The 15,520-nt window shown below is 69.2% G+C and carries 13 protein-coding genes; 8 read left to right on the top strand and 5 right to left on the bottom strand.

Annotated features, from left to right (window positions below):
• From NF4_RS07325 to NF4_RS07300, 6 genes are read left to right on the top strand one after another with little or no spacing between them, the layout of a single operon-like run.
• On the top strand, positions 1-2,049 hold the full coding sequence (locus NF4_RS07325; RefSeq protein WP_063814521.1) for a putative type IV secretion/conjugal transfer ATPase: 2,049 nt from the start codon (positions 1-3) through the stop codon (positions 2,047-2,049).
• Positions 2,046-2,354, top strand: coding sequence for a transposase (locus NF4_RS07320; protein ID WP_063040026.1), 309 nt, complete (start codon positions 2,046-2,048; stop codon positions 2,352-2,354). Before NF4_RS07325 ends, NF4_RS07320 begins: the two co-directional genes overlap by 4 nt.
• 16 nt (positions 2,355-2,370) lie before the next feature.
• Positions 2,371-4,047 (top strand): peptidoglycan DD-metalloendopeptidase family protein, encoded by a 1,677-nt coding sequence (locus NF4_RS07315; RefSeq protein WP_063126522.1) that lies wholly within the window; start codon positions 2,371-2,373, stop codon positions 4,045-4,047.
• A complete protein-coding gene (locus NF4_RS07310; protein WP_232330347.1) occupies positions 4,044-4,649 on the top strand; it encodes a hypothetical protein in 606 nt (201 codons plus the stop codon). Before NF4_RS07315 ends, NF4_RS07310 begins: the two co-directional genes overlap by 4 nt.
• A gap of 28 nt (positions 4,650-4,677) precedes the next feature.
• Positions 4,678-6,627: a type IV secretory system conjugative DNA transfer family protein gene (locus NF4_RS07305; RefSeq protein WP_084532925.1), complete on the top strand. Its 1,950-nt coding sequence runs from the start codon at positions 4,678-4,680 to the stop codon at positions 6,625-6,627.
• Positions 6,624-7,055 (top strand): DUF4913 domain-containing protein, encoded by a 432-nt coding sequence (locus tag NF4_RS07300; RefSeq protein WP_232330346.1) that lies wholly within the window; start codon positions 6,624-6,626, stop codon positions 7,053-7,055. The genes NF4_RS07305 and NF4_RS07300 overlap by 4 nt, the downstream gene beginning before the upstream one ends.
• Positions 7,056-7,135: 80 nt before the next feature.
• Here the strand turns inward: NF4_RS07300 and NF4_RS07295 are convergent, their stop codons facing one another.
• Positions 7,136-7,729, bottom strand: a complete 594-nt coding sequence (locus NF4_RS07295; RefSeq protein WP_063126520.1) for a hypothetical protein — start codon at positions 7,727-7,729, stop codon at positions 7,136-7,138.
• A gap of 324 nt (positions 7,730-8,053) precedes the next feature.
• Positions 8,054-8,941 (bottom strand): peptidylprolyl isomerase, encoded by an 888-nt coding sequence (locus NF4_RS07290; protein WP_063126519.1) that lies wholly within the window; start codon positions 8,939-8,941, stop codon positions 8,054-8,056.
• A 192-nt stretch (positions 8,942-9,133) separates the two neighbouring features.
• On the opposite strand from NF4_RS07290, the gene hisS reads away from it, so the two are divergent.
• Together hisS and NF4_RS07280 are read left to right on the top strand one after the other, a co-directional pair.
• Positions 9,134-10,396, top strand: a complete 1,263-nt coding sequence (hisS, locus tag NF4_RS07285) for a histidine--tRNA ligase (RefSeq protein ID WP_063126830.1) — start codon at positions 9,134-9,136, stop codon at positions 10,394-10,396.
• A gap of 101 nt (positions 10,397-10,497) precedes the next feature.
• Entirely contained in the window at positions 10,498-11,142 is a 645-nt protein-coding gene (locus NF4_RS07280; RefSeq protein ID WP_063126518.1) for a hypothetical protein, read from the top strand.
• A 48-nt stretch (positions 11,143-11,190) separates the two neighbouring features.
• Here NF4_RS07280 and NF4_RS07275 read toward each other — a convergent pair whose 3' ends face one another.
• The 3 genes from NF4_RS07275 to NF4_RS07265 form a co-directional block, all read right to left on the bottom strand.
• Positions 11,191-12,279 carry a 2-oxoacid:ferredoxin oxidoreductase subunit beta gene (locus tag NF4_RS07275; protein WP_063126517.1) on the bottom strand — a complete coding sequence of 363 codons (1,089 nt, stop codon included), beginning with the start codon at positions 12,277-12,279 and terminating at the stop codon, positions 11,191-11,193.
• Positions 12,276-14,237, bottom strand: coding sequence for a 2-oxoacid:acceptor oxidoreductase subunit alpha (locus NF4_RS07270; RefSeq protein WP_063126516.1), 1,962 nt, complete (start codon positions 14,235-14,237; stop codon positions 12,276-12,278). Before NF4_RS07270 ends, NF4_RS07275 begins: the two co-directional genes overlap by 4 nt.
• A 246-nt stretch (positions 14,238-14,483) precedes the next feature.
• Positions 14,484-15,500 (bottom strand): Rv2578c family radical SAM protein, encoded by a 1,017-nt coding sequence (locus NF4_RS07265; protein WP_063126515.1) that lies wholly within the window; start codon positions 15,498-15,500, stop codon positions 14,484-14,486.
• Between the last annotated feature and the right edge of the window lie 20 nt (positions 15,501-15,520).

Raw genomic sequence — 15,520 nt, 5'->3', positions numbered from 1 at the left:
ATGGCACGCGAGCACGAGCCACCCGTACGGGAGCGCAACAGAACCCGGGTCGCCACCGGCGACCGGACGCGGTCCGGCCGCGACGACGAACGGCGCATCCGGGCCGACCGGGACGGGCAGCGCGGATCCGGCGCCGCCGAACGGCGCGATCCTGATCGCTCGCGGGCCGATCGCCGGACCCGTACCGGGCGTGACGGCGAGGCGGGCGCCCGAGAGCGGACCCGCCGCAACCGGGTCGATACGGCCGCCGACCGGGCGATGGGCACCCCGGAGTTCGACAAGGCGGCCCGCCGGGCGAAGGCGCGAGCCGAGAAACGCCGGCAGCAGGGCCCGCCGCTGCTCGACGCGGCCACGCGCTCGCGGCTCGAGGAGGTCAGCCGGGAAGGCGCGGGTATCCGGGCCGCCTGGGCCACCTTCCGGATCCGCACCGACGATATCCGCCGCCGCAACTACGCCGCGCGCGCCGAACAGGAATACCAGGACGGATTCGACCGCCAGACCGCCCAGTTGACCGACCGCGGGTTCGCCGGGGCCGGTGGCGGCCGGATGAACGTGGTGGGTCGCCCGGTCGAGTACCGGGCCACCACCGCGCAGGTCGCGGGGCTGTGGCCGTGGTCGGTCGGGGCCGGCGCACCGCTGATCGGTACACCGCTCGGTTCTCATCTGCACACCGGGGCCCCGGTGTGCTTCGACCCGATGAACTGGTTTCTGCGCGGTAGCTTCATCACCGCGCCCAGCCTGTTCGTGCTGGGTCTGAACGGTTTCGGTAAATCGTCGCTGGTCCGGCGGATCGTGCTCGGCGGGGTCGCGCAGAACATCACCCCGCTGGTGCTGGCCGATGTGAAACCCGACTATCGGCGGCTGGTGGAGCTGGTCGGCGGTCAGGTGATCGATCTCGGTTACGGGCACGGCAAACTCAATCCGCTCGCCGGCGGTGTACTCGGCGATATCGTGCCGCGGCTGGAGGAGCACCCCGAGTTGCAGCTCCAGGTACTGCAGGATCTGCGGGCCCGGCAGGTGACGCTGATCGCGGGTCTTGTGGAACTGGTGCGCGGGGCGCGCGTGCGCGACTACGAGGAGACGCTGATCTCCACCGCCCTGCGCATCCTGTACCGGCCGGGTAGTGGTTACACCCCGGATCAACCGCCGATCATGGAGAACCTGCTGGAGGTCATCGTCGGCGGCGGCGAGGAGATGATGCTCGACGCCGGCGCCGACAGCCCCACCGAATACCATGAGGCGATCCGCGGCCTGCGGCGTTCGCTGCGCGCGCTCACCCAGGGTCCGTTCGGTGCGGTGTTCAACGGTCAGACCTCGGTGCCGATCGATACCGATTCGGTCGCGGTGTGCATCGATGTCTCCCATATCCCCGCCGGCGACAAGAAGCTCAAGGCCGCCGTCATGCTGGCCTGCTGGGCCGACGGATTCGCCGCAGTCGAGGCCGCGCATACGCTGACCGACGCCGGAATGGCCCCGCAGCGGTACTTCCAGGTCGTGATGGACGAGTTGTGGCAGGTGCTGGGCCTGGGCGATTTCATGGTCGACCGGGTCGACGAGCTCACCCGTCTGCAGCGCGGGATCGCCACCGCCCTGATCATGATCAGCCACACCATCAAGGACCTGCAGTCGCTGGGTTCGGAAGCCGCCATCGCCAAGGCTCTCGGATTCCTGGAGCGGGCCCGCGCCAAGATCTTCGGCGCCCTGCCCGCCGAGGAGATCAAACGGCTGGACAGTACGGTCCCGTTCACTGCGGCCGAGGAAGAGATGGTGACCAGCTGGTCGGCCCCCCAGGCACTGACCGGGGAGGCACTCAGGCCGGGCCAGCAGCGGCCCGCGCCGCCCGGTACCGGCAAGTTCCTGTTGAAGATCGGTGAGGACCGGCGGCCGGGCATTCCCTTCCATATGGAATTCACGGCGGCCGAGAAGCTCAGCGGAATCCACGACACCAACCAGCGTTTCGAGGAATTCACCTCCTACCCGGGGCGCTATGCGGCCGAGCAGGCCGCGGCGCCGGACGGTTCATATCCGGTAGGCGGGAGCAATTCATGATGCCGCATCGGTCCTATCGCCGGGTCTCGCCGGAGGTCCGGGCCGCCGCGGTGGAACAGGTGCTCGCGCTCACCGGCAAACTGCGCAGCGAATCGGAGGCGTGCCGGCTGGTCGCCGAACAGATCGGGGTGCACACCAATTCGGTACGCAACTGGGTGCGCGCGGCGGAGGGGCCGAGCCTGGAGCGGATGGACGCGGCTGCCCTGCGCCGCAAGGTCGCCGCGCTGCAGCAGCAACTGGCGGCCGCCGCGGAGGTGAACCGCGCCCTGGCCGACACTCTCAACGAAACCCGGCGCGAGACGTGAACCCCGCGGGAGCGCGGTGAACGCGAAATCGGTGCTGTGGACCTGCCTCGGTCTGGTGCTCGGCCTGATGACGGTCATCCTCGTCATCGTGATGCCCGCCGTGGACGACCCGTGCGAGGGCGGGTCGGTGCTCGACCCGAGTCAGGCGACGCTGCCGCCCCTGGGCGGATACCCGCCGGGTGACCCGCGCGCGGCCGGCGAGCCGGGAATTCCGGACGGGTCCACCGCCAACCCCACCGCGATCGCGACGCCTTCGCTGGCCGCCGGCGCGGGTCCGCTGGGCCGCAGCTGGCCGATGGCCGCCGGCACCTATTCGGTGTCGGATGTCTTCGGTTCGCGTGGCGGCGGGCACAAGGGTATCGACCTGGCCGCGCCGGACGGCACTCCGATCTTCTCGGTGGCCGACGGAATCGTGGTGGCCGCGGGCCCGGCCTCCGGTTTCGGCAACTGGATCGTGGTGGATTCGGTGGATGCGGGCAACGGGCGCGCGTATTCCGCGGTGTACGGGCATATGTGGGACAGCGGGGTACTGGTGCGGGTCGGCCAGGTCGTGCAGGCCGGCCAGCATATCGGCGCGGTGGGGTCGGCCGGTGAATCCAGTGGGCCGCATCTGCATTTCGAGATCGTGCCGGGCGGCCGGTTCACCGGCGGCCGCCAGATCGACCCGATGCCCTGGCTCGACGGTGCGCCCACCCCGGATCTGGGTGGTGCCCGCGCGTATTCCACCGATCCGGCGTGTGTGCGCGGTTTCGGTACACCGGGTGGGGCACTGGCCAATGGGAAAGTGCCGCCGGAACTGGAGATCTGGTACCGCCGCGCGGGATCGCTGTGCCCCGAGGTCACCCCGTCCCTGCTGGCCGCGCAGGGGCGGCAGGAGTCCGGTTTCCGGCGCGGGCTCACCTCGCCTGCGGGCGCGCAGGGGCTCGCGCAGTTCCTGCCCGGCACCGCCGCGAGTATCAATCCCGACGACGGCCAACCGTACGTGATCGATGCCGACGGTAACGGGGTGGCCAGCGTGTGGGACGACGGTGATGCCATCGTGGGACAGGGCCGATACATGTGCGCGATCGCGCACAAGATCACCGGCTGGATCGGCGAGGGGCGGGTCCAGGGTGATGTGGTGGCGTTGACGTTGGCCGCCTACAACGCAGGCGAGGGCGCAGTGCTGGCGTCGGGCGGTATGCCGAATCAAGTGGCCGCGCACTACTCCGAGACCCAGCCCTACGTCACGAACATTCTGGCCATGGAAGCGGAATACCGCGCGCCGGGGGCCACGGGGCGTTTCGCTCCCGACAGTGCGGGAGCGGCCGGGGACCAGGTCGTGCAGGCCGCGCACGAATGGCTGGGCACTCCGTACGTATGGGGTGGCGGTGGCCCGCAGGGACCCAGCGGTGGCGGGCTCGACGGGCCGGGCCTGACCTCGGCGGCAGTGTTCGCCGCCTCGGCCGGTGCGGTCTCGCTGCCGCGTACCGCCGAGCAGCAGTGGGAGGCCGGTACCGAGGTGCCGCTCGCCAAGGTGCAGCCGGGGGATCTGGTGTTCAGCGAATTCGGGCCGCGTGGACCCGCGCGGGTCGGAATCTACAGCGGGAACGGGCAGATGATCCAGGCGGCGCCCGCGCTGACCGCGGACTCTCCCGGTGGGGTGGCCGAAACTGCGGTGCCCGGCGATGCCCGGGCGAGGAGGGTGCTGTGAACACGCGCGGATCGGCGGCGTTTACGAGGTCCGGGCGGTTAGCCTGGAACGAGAAGACGAGTGCTGGTGCGGGACTGGTGGTGGTGCTGATGCTGGGCATCACGGTACTGAGCGGATGCGGCGGCAGTGGCGAGGACGTGGGATCGGGTGGCACCGTGGCCACCTCGACCATCCGGCGGCTCGAGGCCGTGCCCGCCCCGGATCCGGTGACCCCGGACGGGGTCGCGGTGGCGGCGCTGCGCGAGATCTATCAGTGGGAGCCCGCCACCGAGGTTCCGGGCGCTTCGCTGCAACGAGCGCGGGAATGGCTGGGCCCCAGCCTGCTCCGGGTACTGGACGCGTCGACGGCCACGGCCGGCGCTCCGGCGGTATCACTGCAGTGGGGTGACTGGGCGGCGGCCGGGGCGCGGGTGGAGGCGTTCACCTTCGCCTCCGGCGATCGGCCGCCGACCGGGCCGGATCCCGGTGTGCAGCAATTCAAGATCGGAATCGAGCAGACCGTCGTCTATCCGGACGGCCGCGAGGAACCCCTGGCGCCGTCCACCGTCATCGCGACCGTCGTTCGTACGCCGCAGGGTTGGCGTCTGGACGGCTACCGGTGACCCGGCAGGCATCATTCAGGAGGCAGTAATGGCCAAGAAGAAACCGGTGAAGGACCCGGCCGTGGTCGGGCCCGATCTGACCCTCATCGCGATCTACGTCGGCGGCGCCGTCCTGGGAACCGTATGGGTGGCCCTGCACCTGGGCAATATGCTCTCGCTGCAGAAGCAGGACATGCCGATCAACCCGATCGATATCGTGGCCGGGATGGTGAAGGGCGAGCTGCGCTGGCCCGCCGGTACGACGGTGATCCTGCTGCTCGTACTGCTCGCGCTGGCCCTGTTCGTGCTGTACCGGCGGCGGGCCACGGCCAAGCGGCTGGTGGGCCGCCTCGCCGTGGACGACAAGGCCGATGTGATGGGCAACGGCGGCGCCATCGCCGCCTTGACCGAGGCCGGGGTCCGGGAGAAGGCCCAGAACATGGGCGTCCAGCTCGGCTACAACGACGCACCCGGGGTGCCGATCGGCGTCGCCGTCGCCGACGGCACGATGCTGTACGGCTCCTATGAGGATCTGCACCTGGACATCTGGGGGCCGCGGCAGGGCAAATCGACCTCTCGGGTCATCCCGGCGATTCTCACCGCCATCGGACCGGTCCTGGCCACCTCGAACAAACGCGATGTGGTGGACGCGACCCGCGATGTCCGCGAGGCCAAGGGCAGCCGCACCTTCGTCTTCGACCCGCAGGGCGTGGCCGCCGAAGAGCCCACCTGGTACTGGGATCCGCTGGCCTGGGTGGACGCGAACAGCGACGGCTGCGAGATGCGGGCCGCTCGCCTGGCCGGTCATTTCGCCGACAGCGACAGCGGTTCCGATTCGCGCAACGACGCCTTCTTCGATCCGGAGGCCGAGGATCTGCTGGCCGGGCTGTTCCTGGCCGCGGCGATCGCGAAGAAGCCGATCACCCAGATCTGGGAGTGGGTGACCGATCCGCAGAACATCGAACCGATCAAATTCCTGCGTGACGCGGGCCACGATTTCTCCGCCTCCGGTCTGGCGGCGCAGTACAACGCCGACTCGCGGACTCGCAGCGGCATCTTCGGCACCGCGAAGAAGATGGTGCGCTGCCTGAAGCTGCGCAATGTGCACAAGTGGATCACCCCGCACGACCCGCAGAAGCACGAGCCGGCCCGTGCCCAGTTCGACGAACTGGAGTTCATCGAGAAGAACGGCACCCTCTACAGCCTGTCGCTGGAAGGCCGCGGGTCGGCGGCCCCGCTGGTGAGCGCGCTCACCGAGGCCGTGATCGATGTGGCCATGCGCAAGGCGTCGCGTTCGGCATACGGACGCTTGCCGATTCCGTTGCTGGCGGTGCTGGACGAGGCCGCGAACGTGGTGCGGTGGAAGGATCTGCCCAAGCAGTACAGCCACTTCGGCTCCCGCGGCATCGTGGTCATGACGGTGCTGCAGTCGTGGGCGCAAGGCGCCCGGTGCTGGGGGGACGACGGGATGTACGCACTGTGGTCGGCGGCCAATATCAAGGTGCTCGGCAGCGGCGTCGACGACACCAACTTCCTGCGAGAACGGTCCGAGTCCATCGGCGAGCACTCCGCCATCTCCGCCTCGGTCTCCGAATCCAAGGGCGGTAAGAGCTACTCGCGGTCACTGGGTTCCTCCAAGACCTTCACTGTGCAGGCGCTGGCGACGCTGCCGCGCGGCCGCGCCATCGTGTTCTCTTCCGGTGCCCCACCGGTGCTGGTGCGCACAGTGCCCTGGTGGGAGGGCGATTATGCGGCTGCGGTGAAGAAGTCCATCGAACAGCACGACCCGCAGCGCAAGACATTGGTCACCGATCTCATCGGTTCGCCCGCGCTGATCAAGGAGAAGCCCACGGAGCCGGACCACGGCCCGGCGGGCGCGCCGACGATCTTGGACAAGAAGCCGGCGGGAGCACAGACGGAACCGGATAACGGTTCGGGCGGAACACCACCGGGTCCGGAGAACGGGCCGGGAGAGAGGCAGGAGGTTCGACCGCTGTGACCGAGATTTCCCGAGAGCAGCAGATACCGACCTACAAGAACGTGGTGGAGTTCGTCGAGAACTACCTCAGCGTCGTCTATCGGCGGCAGGTCAGCGATCTCAGCGATACCGTGTGGTGCCCCGAGTGGTGGAAGCATACGGAGGCCATCGCGCGCCTGGACGCGATGTGGCGGGCCTGGGAGCATCTGCGGCAGGACGGCGCCACCGGGATGAGCGTCTGGTTCCTCGACCATGCCGACCAGCACATGGCCGTACTCCTCGACCCGAAGGGCCCCTTCAAATATTGCAGCGTGCGCCACGGGCACAAGGACATGCTGGTGCCGCTGCCGCTGACGGCTCCGCCCGACGGAATGTTCAGCGATCCGTTCGACACCACCGAAGAAGCCGAGGCCCCGGTCCGGCCGGCCGGTAGCGAAGTCAAGAGCTGACGACCCGCCGGCGGCCCGGATACGGAGAACGCCCGTCCTCAAAGGACGGGCGTTCTCGTATTCCGGCCGGAACTCCCGGCCTAACGACTGCGTTCGAGACCTCGGGCGAGTTCCTGCTCCCGGGCGCGCTGCACCGACGGCGCCCGATCGGGCCGGTTGCGCACCGCCTCGCTCGGTGGGGTGGCCTGTCCTACCTCGACCAGCATCCGGGCCGCGGCCAGTTCCGGTGCGACACCGATCTTGGCCAGATGCGCGGCCAGGGCAGCCCGCCGTTCCACCGAGTCATAGCGCACCGCGTCTGCCGCGCTGCTCGCCTGATCGGATTTCTCGGCGAACGAACTCATCGAGAAGCGGTCCTTCTCGAGCTGGACGCCGCGATAACCGGGCGCTTCCCGGTGCGGTACCGAGGCGCCCGGTGGCCCGACCTCCGCGACCGACCGCGAAATGGTCTGGGCCAGGGCGAGATTGCGTGGATCCTTGGCCTTGGCGTCGCGCGCCTCACGGATCTGCAGCTCCCGCGCCTCTTTCACCCGGGCCTCGGTCATCTTGACCCGCATCTCGGCTTCACGCTGGCCGCGTTCCCGGGCCTTGAGTGCGACCAATGTCGCGATCTGCAACATCGTCTTCATCATGGCCGCGGTTTCCCGGCCGATGTCGTCCAGTTCCTCGGACATGGCTGCTCCCCGATACTGCGGTGTGCACTATTGGATGTTGTGGTGCCCCGGCGTCACGGACCGCGCCGGCGGATCGGGATCCGCCGGCGCGGTCCGCGCAACCGCCCGGCGAAGGTACGCCCGGCGCGACGCGAACACCGGGAGAACTCGCGAGCGGCGCCCCGGCCCGGAACTGCGGCCGGAGAGCACGACTTGGTCACGCGCACTCCCTTTTTCGAGATTACCCGAGAACTGGGGGCTCAGTCTTCGCAACGTTGCGCCGACCAGCATATATCGCCGGAAACCGAGGTGAGCCGAACGCGCCCGAGGGCGGGGCCGCCGGGATCAGTCGATACGTACCGAGTTCAGCGTGACCGGCTGCGTGGGTTTGCCGTCGCCGGGACCGTTGGATTCGTCCTGGCCCTGACCGGCGATCTTGTCCAGGGTCGCCAGGCCGCCCTCGTCCACGGTGCCGAAGATCGTGTAGTTCGGCGGGAGCATCGAATCGCCGTACACGATGAAGAACTGGCTGCCGTTGGTGCCCGGTCCGGCATTGGCCATGGCCAGCACGCCGCGTCCGTAACTGATCGGCTGCTGCAGCGCCGGATCGTTCGGCGCGAACTGATCGGTGGGGTACTCGTTGTCGAATTCGTATCCGGGGCCGCCGGTGCCCGTGCCGGTCGGATCACCGCACTGCAGCACCTTCAGGCCCTCACCCTGGGTGAGCCGGTGGCAGTTGGTGCCGTCGAAATAGCCCTGGCCGGCCAGGCTGGCGAAGCTGTTCACCGTGCACGGCGACTCGGCATTGTTCAGCGTCAGACCCAGCGGACCCTGATTGCTGTCCACACTGATGCTCAGCGAGGAGTTGCCGTCCCCGGTCTGGATACCCTCCGCACGGGGCTTCTGCACCGGCTTGGACGCCGGTTCCGCGCTGTCCCGGTAGGAGCAGTTCACGCTGGCCGGTTTGGCGGCCGCGGGCGGGGGCGGGGCCGCGCCCGGCGTGCTGGACAGCGAGGCGTCCGGTGTCTGCGAGGCATTGGAGGCCGTATCGGCGCTCTCGCCGCCGCGGGTCAGAAAGTACACCCCGGTCACCGCGGCGATCACCACGACGACCCCGAGCGCCGATCCGGCGATGGTCAGTTGTTTACGCTTACGCGCGCGTTCGGCCCGGTTGGCGAGCTGTCGTTCCAGCTTGCGTTTCGCCGCCGCTCGGCGTTGTTCGTTGCTGGGCACTACCACGTTCCTCCCGTGCGGCGGCCGGGCCGGCAGGCCCGGCCGGTCGCGGCTGGTCTGTTGCTTCCGGCACTAGAGTCTGCCATCTCCGGCGCCCGACACCCGGATATCGACCGGACCGGCCGCCTCGGAGCCCGGGTACGGCGGAACCGGTTGGACTCGACCGGGGCGGGTGGGGGAAACTGGTTCACCGTGACCAAGACCAGCAGCTTCTCCGCCCCGAAGGGGGTGCCGGATTACGTTCCGCCCGGTTCGGCCGAGTTCGTCGCGGTACGCGACGGTCTGCTCCGTGCCGCCCGACTCGCCGGGTACGGGCATATCGAGCTGCCGGTCTTCGAGGACACCGAGCTGTTCGCCCGCGGTGTCGGTGAGTCCACCGATGTGGTGAGCAAGGAGATGTTCACCTTCTCCGATCGCAGCGAGCGCAGTGTCACCCTCCGCCCCGAGGGCACCGCCGGGGTGATGCGTGCGGTGATCGAGCACGGCCTCGACCGCGGCCAGCTGCCGGTCAAGCTGAGCTACGCCGGCCCCTTCTTCCGCTACGAGCGGCCGCAGAAGGGCCGGTACCGGCAGTTGCAGCAGGTCGGCGTGGAGGCCATCGGCGTCGACGATCCCGCGCTGGACGCCGAGGTCATCGCGGTCGCCGATGCCGGATTCCGGAGCCTGGGCCTGACCGGGTTCCGGTTGGAGATCACCTCGCTCGGTGACGAGACCTGCCGCCCGCAGTACCGCGAGCGGCTACAGGAGTTCCTGTTCGGGTTGGACCTGGACGCCGAGACCCGGCGGCGGGCCGAGATCAACCCGCTGCGCGTGCTCGACGACAAGCGGCCCGAGGTGCGGGAGATGACCGCGACGGCGCCGCTGATGATCGATCACCTGTCCGAATCCGCGAAAACCCACTTCGACCAGGTCCTCGCGCATCTCGACGCGCTCGGCGTTCCGTATGTCCTGAATCCGCGCATGGTGCGCGGGCTGGACTACTACACGAAGACGACCTTCGAGTTCGTGCACGATGGATTGGGGGCCCAGTCCGGGATCGGCGGCGGCGGCCGCTACGACGGACTCATGGCCGAGCTGGGCGGGCAGGCCCTGTCCGGGATCGGGTTCGGTCTCGGAGTCGACCGCACGGTTCTGGCGCTGGCCGCCGAAGGCGTCACGGCGGGCGACCCGGCCCGCTGCGAGGTATTCGGTGTCCCACTCGGCGAGGCCGCCAAACAGCGCATGGTGGTGCTGGCCGGTGAACTGCGCGCGGCGGGGGTCCGGGTGGATCTGGCCTACGGGGGCCGCGGGGTGAAGGGCGCCATGAAGGCCGCGGACCGATCGGGCGCGCGGTCCACGCTGATCCTGGGCGATCGCGATCTGGCCGAGGGGACCATCGGGCTGAAGGATATGCAGTCCGGGGATCAGCGGCAGATCCCGCTCGACGAGATCGTCGCCACGCTGGCCGCGCAGTAGTCGCCTCGGCCGTGGGGCCGAGGAGTCGCGAAATGCGCGCTGTGCCACGTGTCGTAGTACTGTCCGGTGCGACCATTCCCTCGGACCGAAATGCGCCCGCCGTGACCGATGCACCTCTGCCCGACGACGCCCAGCGAATCGGGCTGGATCTGGTCGCCCCGGAGATCTATGGGCCGGTGCTGCGACGCCTGGCGTCGATCGCCCTCGCGCTCGCGCTCGTGGTCGGTGTGATCGCCGGATTCCTGTTCGGCCCGCTGGTGGGGCTGGTGGCGGCACTGGTGGTGGCCGTACCGGCCGTGGGCTACGCACTGGCGGTACCGCGGCGCCGGCTGTGGCTACGCGGGACCTCGATCAACGCGCGCACCCTGCTCGGCACCCGGTCCCTCGATATCGCGGCCGTGACCGGCGTCGAGCTGCTGGTGTACCCCGGCCGGCTCAGCCGCCTGGTGCTGCGGCTGACCGCCGGTCCCGACCGGCAGGTTGTGCCGCTGGCCATGTATACCGACGCGGGGAGCGGCCGGGAGCTGCATCTGCTGGGGCTGCGGCGGCTGGCGGACGCCCTGGTGCGCAGTGACCTTCCCGCGGCGCTCGGGGTGGCGGATCTACTCGTCCACCAGCTACGCGCCGAGGCGCGCGACGCGCCGCTTCCGCAGCGGCCGCTGTACCGCGCGGTGACGTTGACCCGGGCCAAGGACTATGTCGCTCCGATCGTGCTCACCGACCAGGAGATCGCGACCTTGTACTGAACGCGGAACCGGCGTCGTCCGGCGACCGCCCGCGCGCCGACGAGACGCTCAGCCCACCGTCCAGGTCTCGGAGCCGGTGAGCAGATTCTGTAGCGACTCGTCGGCCACCGGGAACCGTTCCCGGGCCGCGGCGGTCTGGGCCCGGACTCCGTCGTCGTAGGTGGGCCGGTCCACCGCCCGGAAGACACCCGTGACCACATGGGCGAGACCCTGATCGGAGAGCCGGGACAGCGCGTAGGCGTACTCGGGGTCGTCGGTATGCGCGTCGTGCACGACGATCTCGTCGTCGGGCACATTCGCCGCCGGCGCCACGGCGAGACCGAAACCCCTTCGCACCACGGCGTATTCACCGTCGGCGCCGAACCGTAGCGGTTCACCGTGGCGCAGGCGGATCAGCCGGGATTCGCTGTCCCCGCGGCGCAGTACATCGAAGGATCCGTCGTTGAAGATCGGACAGTCCTGCAGGATCTCCACGAAGGAGGTGCCGCGGTGTTCGGCGGCGGCACGCAGTACCTCGTTCAGGCCGGTGCGGTCGGAGTCCAGGGCGCGGGCGGCGAAGGTCGCTTCGGCGCCCAGGGCCACCGACAGGGTGTTGAACGGGTGGTCCACCGAGCCCATCGGGGTCGATTTGGTCACCTTGCCCGGTTCCGAGGTGGGGGAGTACTGACCCTTGGTCAGGCCGTAGATCCGATTGTTGAACAGCAGAATCGTCATATTGACGTTGCGGCGCAGCGCGTGGATCAGATGGTTGCCGCCGATGGAGAGGGCATCACCATCGCCGGTCACCACCCAGACCGACAGATCCGGGCGGGTCACCGCCAGCCCGGTGGCGATGGCCGGCGCGCGGCCGTGGATGGAGTGGATACCGTAGGCCTCGAGGTAGTAGGGGAAGCGGCTCGAGCAGCCGATCCCGGAGACGAACATCAGGTTCTCCCGGCGCAGGCCGAGGTCGGCCAGGAAGCCGCGCACGGTGGCGAGGATCACGTAGTCGCCGCAGCCGGGGCACCACCGCACCTCCTGGTCGGAGGTGTAGTCCTTGGCCTTCTGCGGGCCGTCGGCCGTCGGCACCCCGGAGAGGCCGGAGACCGGTGTGAGCCCCAGCTCGGTTCCGGTCAGCGATGTTTCGACGATGGTCATGATGCGCCCCCGTTCGTGCGGTACGTGGCCCGGGCCCGCGCGGCGCGGGCCTTGTCGTGCTCGAGTCCGGCCAGGGTGCCGTCCAGCGCCGCGTCGATGACGCCCACCAGTTCTTGGGCGGAGAACGCCGTACCGGCGACCTTGGTCCACGGTTGGACGTCCACCAGGTACTTCGCGCGCAGCAGCATGGCCAACTGGCCGCCGTTCATCTCGGGGGCGACCACCGTGGGGTACCGGCGCAGCACCTCACCCAGATCGGGAGGCAGCGGATTGAGATGCCGCAGATGCAGCTGGGCCACTCGTCCGCCCCGGCGCCGTACCCGCCGGCACGCCTCTCCGATCGGTCCGTAGGAACTGCCCCAGCCGACCAGCAGGATCTCGGCCGCACCGTCGGGATCGTCCACCTCGGCCGACGGTACCTCGATCCCGTCGATCTTGGCCTGCCGCAACCGGACCATCAGATCGTGGTTGGCCGGATCGTAGGAGATATCGCCGCTGCCGTCGGCTTTCTCGAGCCCGCCGATCCGATGGGCCCGGCCCGTGGTACCCGGGATCGCCAGCGGGCGCGCCAGGGTTTGCCGATCGCGGGCATAGGGCAGGAACTCGCCTTCCGCGCCGGTCTCGAAGCCCGGGTCGATGGGATCGAGGTCGGCTACCGTCGGGATGGCCCACGGTTCCGATCCGTTGGCGATCGAACCGTCGGACAGCAGCAGCACCGGGGTCCGGTAGGTGAGGGCGATCCGCACGGCTTCCACCGCCGTGGCGAAACAATCGGCGGGTGAGCGCGGCGCCAGCACGGCCACCGGGGATTCGCCGTTGCGTCCGTACAGGGCCTGCAGCAGGTCGGCCTGTTCGGTCTTGGTGGGCAGCCCGGTGGACGGGCCACCGCGCTGCACATCGATGATCACCAGCGGGAGCTCGGTCATCACGGCCAGGCCGATGGTCTCGCTCTTGAGCGCCAAACCGGGGCCCGAGGTGCTGGTGACCCCCAGTGCGCCACCGAGGGACGCCCCCAGCGCCGCGCCGATCCCGGCGATCTCGTCCTCGGCCTGGAAGGTGGTGACGCCGAAGTTCTTGTGTTTGCTCAGCTCGTGCAGGATATCGGAGGCCGGGGTGATCGGATAGGTCCCCAGGAACACCGGCAGGCCCGCCAGCGAACCGGCCGTGATCAGCCCATATGCCAGTGCTGTGTTACCGGTGATCTGCCGGTAGGTGCCGGTGGGCAGGACGGCCGGGGCGACGCTGTAGGTGGTGGCGAAGGCCTCGGTGGTCTCGCCGTAGTTCCAGCCCGCCCGGAAGGCGAGAACATTGGCCTCGGCGATATCCGGTTTCGCGGCGAACTTCTCCCGCAGGAACTTCTCGGTACCGCCGATGGGCCGCCCGTACATCCAGGACAGCAGGCCCAGCGCGAACATGTTCTTGGCGCGTTGACCGTCCTTCTTCCCGACCCCGGTGGATTCGGTCGCGGCCAGGGTGAGCGAGGTCATCGGCACCTGGTGGACCACGAACTCGCCCAGGCTGTCGTCGGCCAGCGGATCGGCCGCGTATCCGACCTTGGTGAGGTTGCGTTTGGTGAACTCGTCGGTGTTGACGATGACGGTGCCGCCCCGCGGTAACTCGCCCAGATTGGCCTTCAGCGCCGCCGGGTTCATCGCGACCAGCACATCCGGCTGATCACCGGCGGTGAGGATGTCGTGATCGGCGATCTGGATCTGGAACGACGACACACCCGGTAGCGTCCCCTGCGGTGCCCGGATCTCGGCCGGGAAATTGGGCTGGGTGGCCAGATCGTTGCCGAAGGCCGCCGCCTCATGGGTGAACCGATCGCCGGTGAGCTGCATACCGTCGCCCGAGTCGCCCGCGAAGCGGATGACGACACGGTCCAATACCGCTGTGCCGGAGTCGTTCCCGGCGGTAGCGGGGTCCGGGCGGCCGATATTGTCGTGGTGCGAAACCATATGCGTGCTTCACTTCCTCGTCGAAATGAGCTGCCGGTCGCCAACCTACCCCGGGGCGGGGTCGCCGCGCCGGAAAAGCACACGGCCGGGTCGGCGGCGGAAGCGGAACGAGGTGTTCCTGCGTTGTGTTTGTGTGATACCTACCAGCGTAGTGCGCCGGGCGTGCCGGGCCCTATGACCTGGAACTCGCCGTTCCTACGGCCGCCCGGAGGGCAGGGACGACCGGGTACCCCGCGGGGGTTCCGGTCAGGCGAAGAGCTCGAGCTGGGGGGCCGTCCGGGGCTCGGCAGGGGGTGGGGTGCGGGGTTCGGCTTCGGGCTCCGGGAGCAGACCGTGCCGCTCCAGGAGCGGATCGATACGCTCGCGCAACCAGCCGGCGTATTCCGGGGCGACCACCGCGCCGCGCCGATACAGCTGGCGGTATCGGCGCAGCAGTGCCGGATGATGTTCGGCCAGCCAGCCCAGGAACCAGCCCCGGGTGCTGCCGCGCAGATGCAGGGGCAGCGCGACCGCCGACGCCGCGCCGGCCGCGGCCAGTTCACCGAACAACTCGTCGAGCTGGGACCGGCCGTCGGTGAGGTACGGGATCACCGGCGCCACCATGACGTTCACCGCGAAACCGGCGTCACTGCAGGCGCGCACCAGGTCCAGCCGGGCGCGCGGCGACGGGGTGCCCGGTTCCAGCCCGCGATGCAGTTCGGGTTCCAGCAGCGCCAGCGAGATACCGATGTGCACCGGCACCTCCCGCGCGGCCAAGGTGAGCAGCGGCAGATCCCGGTGCAGCAGGGTGCCCTTGGTGAGGAGGGAGAACGGCGTCCCGGAATCGGTGAGGGCGCGGATGATTCCGGGCATCAGCCGATACCGGCCCTCCGCGCGCTGGTAGGGATCGGTGTTGGTGCCGAGCGCCACCTTCTCCCGGTGCCAGGACCGGCGGGTGAGCTCGCGCCGCAGCACGGCGGCGATATTGGTCTTCACGACGATCTGGGTGTCGAAATCCGTTCCGGCGTCGAGATCCAGGTATTCGTGCGAACCGCGCGCGAAACAGTAGCGGCAGGCGTGCGAACAACCGCGCATCGGATTGACCGTCCACCGGAACGGCAGATTCGATTCGTCGGGAACCTTGTTCAGCGCACTCTTGCAGAGCACTTCGTGGAAGGTGATCCCGTCGAATTCGGGAGTCTGTACGGTGCGGGCGAATCCGGCCCGGTCCAGCCCGGGCAGCGCGCCGTCGTCGGCGTCCAGGGTTTGGTTCTGCCACCGCACCGGACCAGTCGAACACGCGT

Origin of the sequence: Nocardia fusca NBRC 14340 (genome assembly GCF_001618425.1) — a bacterium.
Classification (GTDB): Bacteria; Actinomycetota; Actinomycetes; order Mycobacteriales; family Mycobacteriaceae; genus Nocardia; species Nocardia fusca.
This window is presented reverse-complemented; position numbering and strand designations above follow the sequence as displayed.

Excerpts from the sequence above, each read along its gene's own strand:
- NF4_RS07325 (WP_063814521.1), top strand. The coding sequence starts at position 1 with ATGGCACGCGAGCACGAGCCACCCGTACGGGAGCGCAACAGAACCCGG.
- NF4_RS07320 (WP_063040026.1), top strand. The coding sequence starts at position 2,046 with ATGATGCCGCATCGGTCCTATCGCCGGGTCTCGCCGGAGGTCCGGGCC.
- NF4_RS07305 (WP_084532925.1), top strand. The coding sequence starts at position 4,678 with ATGGCCAAGAAGAAACCGGTGAAGGACCCGGCCGTGGTCGGGCCCGAT.
- NF4_RS07295 (WP_063126520.1), bottom strand. The coding sequence starts at position 7,729 with ATGTCCGAGGAACTGGACGACATCGGCCGGGAAACCGCGGCCATGATG.
- NF4_RS07275 (WP_063126517.1), bottom strand. The coding sequence starts at position 12,279 with ATGACCATCGTCGAAACATCGCTGACCGGAACCGAGCTGGGGCTCACA.
- NF4_RS07270 (WP_063126516.1), bottom strand. The coding sequence starts at position 14,237 with ATGGTTTCGCACCACGACAATATCGGCCGCCCGGACCCCGCTACCGCC.